This is a genomic window from Litchfieldella qijiaojingensis (assembly GCF_014651875.1).
Taxonomy (GTDB): Bacteria; Pseudomonadota; Gammaproteobacteria; order Pseudomonadales; family Halomonadaceae; genus Litchfieldella; species Litchfieldella qijiaojingensis.
The window spans coordinates 1-846 of record NZ_BMXS01000079.1 but is presented as its reverse complement, the minus strand read 5'-3'; the positions used below and the strand labels follow the sequence as shown (position 1 = coordinate 846).

The 846-nt window shown below is 65.5% G+C and carries 1 protein-coding gene; it reads left to right on the top strand.

What is annotated here, in order from left to right; genetic code table 11:
- Positions 1–86: 86 nt before the first annotated feature.
- A partial coding sequence (gene istB / locus IE093_RS22305) for an IS21-like element helper ATPase IstB (RefSeq protein WP_189473136.1) occupies positions 87–846 on the top strand: 760 nt, incomplete at its 3' end.

The following is an 846-nucleotide window of genomic DNA, read 5'->3' as shown; positions in this document are numbered from 1 at the left end:
CGCAGCGTGCCCGAGCACCACGCCGCGCTGTGGCAGCAGACCCTGGCCGTTCAACAGCGTGACCTGCGGGTCTACGAGGAGGTGCTGTGATGGCCCTGGAACAGCTCCTCAGCCGCCTGAAGATGGACCACCTCCAGGCCGCGCTCGACAGCCTCTGCGAGCACGCCAGCCAGCAGGACCTGAACTACCGCGAGTTCCTCGAACAGGCCCTGGCCCAGGAATGGGGCGGGCGCCACCAGAAGGGACTGGAGTCGCGGCTGAAACAGGCCCGACTGCCGTGGATCAAGACCCTCGAGCAGTTCGACTTCAGCTTCCAGCCCAGCATCGACCACAAGATCGTGCGTGACCTGGCGGGCCTGGGCTTCGTCGAACGCGGCGAGAACGTGGTCCTGCTCGGCCCGCCGGGTGTCGGGAAAACGCATCTGGCCGTGGCCTTGGGCGTGAAAGCCGCCGAAGCCGGTCATCGGGTGCTGTTCATGACCCTGGATCGGCTGGTCAGCACCCTGGTGCGCTCCCGCCAGGAGAACCGCCTGGACCGGCAGCTCCAGCAACTGAGCTACCCCAGGGTGCTGATCCTCGACGAGATGGGCTACCTGCCGATGACCCGAGAGGAGGCCAGCCTGTTCTTCCGGCTGATCAATCGGCGCTACGAGCGAGCCAGCACCATCCTGACCTCGAACAAGTCGTTCATGGACTGGGGCGAGATCTTCGGTGATCAGGTCATCGCCACGGCGATCCTGGATCGGCTGCTGCACCACTCGACGACCCTGAACATCAAGGGCGAGAGCTACCGGCTGAAGGACAAGCGCCGAGCCGGTCTGGTAACGACGCCCACTGCGAAGGAGG